At 70.3% G+C, this 6,656-nt stretch carries 5 protein-coding genes; 3 read left to right on the forward strand and 2 right to left on the reverse strand.

Going from position 1 to position 6,656, the window contains the following annotated elements:
• Positions 1-62 precede the first annotated feature (62 nt).
• A complete protein-coding gene (locus ACFT5B_RS19340; RefSeq protein ID WP_386800817.1) occupies positions 63-1,928 on the reverse strand; it encodes a glycoside hydrolase family 2 protein in 1,866 nt (621 codons plus the stop codon).
• Between the two features lie 72 nt (positions 1,929-2,000).
• The gene (locus tag ACFT5B_RS19345; RefSeq protein ID WP_386800818.1) at positions 2,001-3,065 is read right to left on the reverse strand and encodes a LacI family DNA-binding transcriptional regulator; all 1,065 of its coding nucleotides are present in this window, start codon (positions 3,063-3,065) and stop codon (positions 2,001-2,003) included.
• A 308-nt stretch (positions 3,066-3,373) separates the two neighbouring features.
• Here ACFT5B_RS19345 and ACFT5B_RS19350 point away from each other — a divergent pair, with 308 nt between their 5' ends.
• Genes ACFT5B_RS19350 through ACFT5B_RS19360 form a run of 3 tightly spaced genes read left to right on the forward strand, consistent with a single transcriptional unit; the run spans position 3,374 to position 6,586 of the window.
• Positions 3,374-4,681, forward strand: coding sequence for an extracellular solute-binding protein (locus ACFT5B_RS19350; RefSeq protein WP_386800819.1), 1,308 nt, complete (start codon positions 3,374-3,376; stop codon positions 4,679-4,681).
• 14 nt (positions 4,682-4,695) lie between these two features.
• Positions 4,696-5,673, forward strand: a complete 978-nt coding sequence (locus ACFT5B_RS19355) for a carbohydrate ABC transporter permease (RefSeq protein ID WP_386800820.1) — start codon at positions 4,696-4,698, stop codon at positions 5,671-5,673.
• 1 nt (position 5,674) lies between these two features.
• Positions 5,675-6,586: a carbohydrate ABC transporter permease gene (locus tag ACFT5B_RS19360; protein ID WP_386800821.1), complete on the forward strand. Its 912-nt coding sequence runs from the start codon at positions 5,675-5,677 to the stop codon at positions 6,584-6,586.
• Positions 6,587-6,656: the final 70 nt, after the last annotated feature.

Below are 6,656 nucleotides of genomic sequence, written 5' to 3' on the forward strand. Positions count from 1 at the left end.
CCGCCGAGCACGAGCGTCCGGACCTCGTGCTCGGCGGAGCGCTCGTGCTCGACGCGGGCTGGTCAGTCCTCCGCGGCCTCGAACGCGGCGACCTGCTCCTGCACCGCGCGCACGCGCTTGACGTCGAGCTTCTCGCTGCGGTCGAACCGGTAGATGCCGTTCTGCTCCTGGAACACGTCGGTGAGCTGCGTGTAGCAGTAGCCGAACATCAGGGGGTCGCCGAGGAGGGCGTTGGTCAGGCCGGCGAAGCGGGCGTGGAACTCCTCCTCGTCCGCGACGCGCTGGCCGTAGCCCCAGGACTCGCTCCGGTCGTCGCCGGTGCCACCCGCTGCCTCCTCCGGGTTCCACCAGATCCCGCCGTACTCGCTGCAGAAGTAGGGCTGCCCCCGGTACGGCACGGAGATCGGGCCGCGCTCGTTGTCGTTCGTGAACGGCCGGTCCTCGGCGAGCCCGGACATGTCTCGTGAGAAGACCGCGGGGTCCTGCTCGTAGTGGTGGGAGTCCCACACGTCGCTCTCGAGGACACGGTGCGAGTAGCCGCTCGCGTCCAGGACCGGGCGCGACGGGTCGGCGAGCTTCGTCGCGAGGAACATCCCACGCGTCACGTCGTCGAGGACGGTGATCCGGTCGTGCAGGTCCTGGTGCGTCTCGTTGAGCGGGCACCAGCCGACGATCGACGGGTGCGAGTGGTCGCGCTCGAGCGCCTCGAGCCATTCGGTCACGAACGACGTCGTGGGCCGCTGGTGGTCCTGCGGCGTGCCGAAGCCCCCGGCGCCCCAGTCGCCGAACTCGCCCCAGACGAGGTAGCCGAGCCGGTCCGCGTGGAACAGGAAGCGCTCCTCGAAGACCTTCTGGTGCAGGCGCGCGCCGTTGAAGCCGGCCTCGAGAGCGAGCTCGATGTCGCGGACGAGCGCCGCGTCGGACGGCGCCGTCATGAGCGACTCGGGCCAGTAGCCCTGGTCCAGCACGAGGCGCTGGAAGACCGGGACGCCGTTGATGCGGATCGCCTTGCCCTCGATCGCGACCGAGCGCAGGCCGGCGTACGAGCGCACGGAGTCGACGACCGCACCCGACGCGTCGTGCAGCCCGATCTCGACGCCGTAGAGGTTCGGCTCGCCCGGCCCCCACAGCCGCCGGCGCTCCTCCGGCACGACGAGCCGCACCGACGGCGCAAGGTCCAGGTCGGCGCGTGTGGTGGCCGAGGCGACCGTGCCGTCGTCGTCGGTGAGCGTCACCGTGACGGTGTGCCCGCGCCGGTTGGCCGAGAGCGGGACGACCACGTCGAACGCGCTGCTCGCCACGTCGGGGGTGATGCGGGGGCGGCGGAGCGACGCCGCCGGCACGGGCTCCAGCCAGACGGTCTGCCAGATCCCGGTGGTCCGCGTGTAGTGGCAGTCGGTGTTCTGGTAGAAGGTCGCCTGCTTGCCGCGGGCCTGGGGACCGTTGCGCGGGTCGCGCGCCCGCACGACGACGGTCACGGTGTCGCCCGGGGTAGCAAGCCCGTGCAGGTCGGCCGTGAACGGCGTGAAGCCGCCACGGTGGCGCACGACCTCGGTCCCGTCGACCCACACGGTCGTGTCGTGGTCGACGGCGCCGAAGTGCAGCAGCACGTGGACGTCGTCGCCGACGGCGGACCAGTCCGCGGGGACGGTGACCTCACGCCGGTACCAGACGGCTTCGAGGAAGTCGACGTCCTCGACGCCGGAGAGCTCGGTCTCGGGTGCGAACGGGACGGTGATCGTGCCGCTGAGCGCGCGCTCGCGCAAGCCGCGCTCGAGGCCGGAGTCCCCGGCGTCGATCTCGAACTCCCAGGCGCCGTTGAGATTGAGCCACCGGTCGCGGACCATCTGCGGCCGCGGGTACTCGGGACGGGGGACGTCGAGCCCGGCCGGGGCAGACGGAGGGTCGGAACGGTCGAGGACGGACATCGCGTGCTCCATTGCGTGTGACGACAGTGCCCGGTCATTCAACATGCGAGCGTCCGAAAGTGCAACGTTGAATCACACCGTGGCGGCCTCAGCCGCCAGGTCGCGGCTGCTCTCCCGCACCAGCACGCGGTGCGGGACCACCACCTCCACCGCTCGCGGGGGCCCGTCTTCTCGTCCCGCGTGCTCGACCTGCCGGACGACGCGGTCGACCGCGGCCTCGGCGATGGCCTGCACGTCGGGCGCGACGGTGGTGAGGGTCGGCGAGGAGAACCGCCCGTCCTCGATGTTGTCCCAGCCGGTCACGGCCAGGTCGTGCGGGACCCGCACGCCGTTGGTCCGGAGCGCGTAGAGAGCGCCCAGCGCGAGCTCGTCGTTGGCGCAGACGAGGCCGTCGATCGCGCCGATGCGCGGCAGCATCTCCTCGATCGCGCGCGCGCCTGCCGGCCGCGAGAACTCCTGCACCGGGAGGATCCAGGGCGACGGCGCAGGGTCCCCGACCCCGCCCGCGTGCGCGTCGAGGAAGCCCTGGACGCGCAGCGTCCGAGTCTCCTCTCCGGCGCTGTCCGGGGAGGGGTCCGCGCCGAGGAAGGCCAACCGGGAGCGACCCGTGCTCAACAGGTGCTCCGTGACCTCGCGGGCCGCCAGGACGTTGTCGATGCTCACGTGGTCGGTCCGCCGGACCCCCGCCCGACCTGGGCTGTCACGCTCGCCGAGCAGGACCATCGGCGTCTCGCCCCGGACCTCGTCGATCTCGGCGGGGCCGATCGCGAGGGGCGAGAAGATGATGCCGTCGATCGCGTGGACCTGGAAGCCCTGGGCCACGCGCAGCTCGGCGTCCCGCTCGACGCGAGTCTCCTCGATCAGCACCCGGAACCCGCGGGCCGACGCCGCGTCGATCACGCGATGAGCCAGGGCCGAGAAGTAGGGCGAGTGCACCCAGGGGACGACGAGGCCCAGGGTGTTGGTGCGCCCGCTGCGCAGCTGACGGCCCGCGATGTTCGGCCGGTATCCGAGCGTCGCGATCTCCCGCTCGACCCGCTCGCGCGTGGCGGCACCGACGCGCCCGGTGCCGTTGACGACGTTCGAGACCGTCTTCCAGGACACCCCCGCAGCGGCCGCCACGTCCTTGATGCCCACCCGCCGACCGGATCGCCCGGCCGGATCCGGCCCTCCGCCCGGCCCGCGAGCGGCTGGTGCACCATCGCCGTCTGTCATCGTTGTCACCCTTTCGCCCACGTCGCGCCGCCTCGTCGCCGCACAGGCTTCTCCTACTGGTTGACGCGCGACCTTGTCTAGTCCATTGTGGTCCCACGTTGGAGCGCAACGTTGCACCAGAAAGGTCGAAGATGACCCACCACACCAGATGGACACGTGCCCGGACGAGCGCGTCGGCCGCGCGCCAGACCACCGGGGCAACCGTCCCTCCCGGATCACCGGGCTCCGGCATGAGCCGGCGCCAGCTCCTGCAAGCGGCGCTGATCGGCGCCGGGGGCATCGCCATCGGCGGCGCGCTCGCCGGGTGCGCGACCTCGGGCGCCTCGGCGTCGGGCAAGGCGTCGGTGACCGTCTGGGACCTGTTCACGGGCTCCGACGGCGCCAACATGCAGACGATGATGGCCGCGGTGAAGAAGGCCAACCCCGACATCGCCGTGAACTCGGTGACGCTCGCCTGGGGCTCGCCCTACTACACCAAGCTCGCGATGGCGTCGTCGGGCGGACGCCCGCCGGAGACCGCCGTCATGCACCTGTCTCGCCTCGCGGGCTACGCGCCCGGCGGCCTGCTCGAGCCGTTCGACCTCGACGAGCTCGCGAAGGTGGGCATCCGCGAGGAGGACTACGCGCCCGCCGTCTGGAAGAAGGCGCAGTTCAACGGCCAGCTCTACGCCCTCCCGCTCGACACCCACCCGTTCATCGCCTTCTTCAACCCCGCGATCGCCAAGAAGGCCGGGCTGACGGTGACGGACGGACACCTGGCCGACGTCAACAGCACCGACAGCTTCCTCGCCGCCGGGAAGGCGCTGGCCCAGGCCACGGGCGAGACCGGCGTGTCGTTCGGCTACCTCAACGACACCGCGGGGTGCTGGCGCATGTTCTGGGGGCTCTACTGCCAGACGGGTGCGGCCTACGAGCTGACGCCCGGCAAGTCGGCCCAGCTCGACGACAAGGCCGCGAGCGAGGTCCTCGAGTTCCTCCAGGAGATGCTCGACGGCAAGATCGCCGCCAGGAACCAGGACGGCGGCGCGGCCGAGGGGCGCTTCATGACGAAGCGCACCGGGATGTTCTTCTCGGGCGAGTGGGAGCTGCCCACGCTCCAGGGCGCCCTGCCGGACCTCGGCGCGATGCCCATGCCGACGATGTTCGGCACGCCCGCGACGTACGCCGACTCGCACTCGTTCGTCCTGCCGAAGCAGGCGCACCCTGACCCGGCTCGACGTGCCGCGACCTACCGGGTCCTCGCCGGCATCGTGAAGCAAGGCCTGACCTGGGCGCACGCGGGCCACATCCCCGCCTTCCAGCCCATCGTCCAGACGCCCGCGTACCAGAAGCTCTCGCCGCAGAAGGACTACGCCCCGGCGGCCGAGACCGCGGTCTTCGACCCGAACGTGTGGTTCACCGGCGCCGGCTCCGACTTCCAGAACCGCGTGGGCGGCGCACTGATGGACGCGTACTCGGGCAAGGCCTCGCCCCAGAAGACCGTCGACCGGATGCTCCACGAGATGAACTTCTTCCTCTCGCAGCCCAACCCCGCCTGATCGAGAGGACGACGATGAACGCCTCGAGCATCTCCACCGTTCCCGTTCCTGAGACGGGCTCCCCTTCCCGGACCCGACGCGCGTCGAAGACACGACCCGGTAGCGCCGCGGCATCCTCCACCCGGAAGTCGTTGCGCGAGCGCGACAAGTCCGGATACGTCTTCGTAGCCCCGTTCGCGATCGCCGCGGGGCTCTTCCTCCTCTGGCCGACGATCTACGGCCTCTGGATGAGCTTCACCGACCAGGCCCTGACGGGCACCGCCAGCCACTTCGTCGGCTTCAGCAACTACGTCGAGGCGCTCGGCGACCCCCAGGTGTGGGCGACGCTGTGGCACACGGTCGTGTTCACGCTGCTGAGCGTCGTCCCGCTGGTCGTCGTGAGCCTCGTCATGGCGCTCCTCGTACACACCGGCCTCCCTGGCCAGTGGGTGTGGCGGATGTCGTTCTTCGCGCCGTTCCTGCTGACGAGCGCCGTCGTCGCCTCGCTGAGCACGTGGCTCTTCCAGCCCGAGATCGGCCTGTTCGACGTCGCCCTGGCCAAGCTCCACCTCGGGCCGGTCGGCTGGCTCAGCGACCAGAACGTCGCCATGTACTCGATCGTGCTCGTGACGGTCTGGTGGACGGTCGGCTTCAACTTCCTGTTGTTCCTCGCCGCGCTGCAAGGCATCCCGCACACGCTCTACGAGGCGGCGACGATCGACGGCGCGGGCGCGTGGCGCCGGCTCTTCTCGATCACGCTCCCCCAGCTGCGCAACATCGCAGCGGTCATCGTGCTGCTCCAGATCATCGGCTCGCTCAAGGTCTTCGACCAGATCTACCTGCTGACCGGCGGCGGCCCGAACGGGAGCACCCGACCGATCCTCGAGTACATCTACGACACCGGGTTCACCAACTACCGGCTCGGGTACGCGTCGGCGATCTCGTACGTGTTCTTCGCGCTGATCCTCGTGTTCGCCCTGGTCCGGCTCGTGCCGACCCGGAAGGAGTCCTGACGTGTCCGTCGCAGAGATGGTGGCCGGCCGCCGCGCGGAGGCGCAGCGGACCAAGGCCGACAACCGAGCCCTGACCCGGCTGACGATCGGGCCGTCCCCCTGGGTGCGTGCAGGCGTGCTCGCGCTGCTCGTCGTGATGGCGGCGATCTGGCTGCTCCCCGTCGTGTGGGGCGCGGTCACGAGTTTCAAGCACGAGGCCGAAGCGGCGCTGCCCGCCTCGTGGTGGCCCTCCATGGGCTGGACGCTCGACGCCTACCGTTCGGTGCTCGACAACAGCGAGCTCCTGCGCTGGATGGGGAACAGCCTCGTCGTCGCCGTCCTCGTCACCGCGCTGACGGTGCTGATCTCCGCGATGGCGGCCTTCGCCTTCTCCCAGTCCGTGTTCAAGGGCCGCGGGCTCCTGCAGGCGCTCACCGTCGCGTCGATCATGATGCCCGGCCAGATCCTCATCGTCCCGCTGTTCAAGGAGATGCAGAGCCTCGGCCTCGTCGACACGTTCGCGGGCATCGTGCTCCCGCAGATCGTGGCGCCCGTGATGGTGTTCATCCTCAAGCGGTTCTTCGACGCGATCCCCTCCGAGCTGATCGACGCCGCCCGCATCGACGGCGCCGGCCCGTGGCGGCTCTTCTGGACGATCGTGCTCCCGCTCTCGCGGTCGATCCTCGTCGCTGTCGCGATCTTCGTGTTCATCGGGGCCTGGAACAACTTCCTGTGGCCCTTCATCGTGACGACGGACCCGAAGTTCATGACGCTGCCCGTCGGCCTCTCGACGGTCAAGAACGCCTACAGCGTGCAGTACGCGCAGAACATGGCGTCGGCGATCATCGCCGCGCTCCCCCTGCTCGTCCTGTTCATGATCTTCCAGCGCCGCATCGTCCAGAGCGTCGCGACGACCGGGATGGGCGGCCAGTAGCCGAGCCCTCCAGAACGCGGACGCCGAGGACGAGGGTTTCCGCCGAGAACGAGGCCCGGCGCCTCGTTCT

Origin of the sequence: Luteimicrobium sp. NPDC057192 (assembly GCF_042670205.1) — a bacterium.
In the GTDB taxonomy this organism is placed as follows: domain Bacteria; phylum Actinomycetota; class Actinomycetes; order Actinomycetales; family Cellulomonadaceae; genus Luteimicrobium.

What these genes read in the sequence shown, in the direction of transcription:
- ACFT5B_RS19340 (WP_386800817.1), bottom strand. Translation starts at nt 1,928, where the DNA reads ATGTCCGTCCTCGACCGTTCCGACCCTCCGTCTGCCCCGGCCGGGCTC.
- ACFT5B_RS19350 (WP_386800819.1), top strand. Translation starts at nt 3,374, where the DNA reads ATGAGCCGGCGCCAGCTCCTGCAAGCGGCGCTGATCGGCGCCGGGGGC.
- ACFT5B_RS19355 (WP_386800820.1), top strand. Translation starts at nt 4,696, where the DNA reads ATGAACGCCTCGAGCATCTCCACCGTTCCCGTTCCTGAGACGGGCTCC.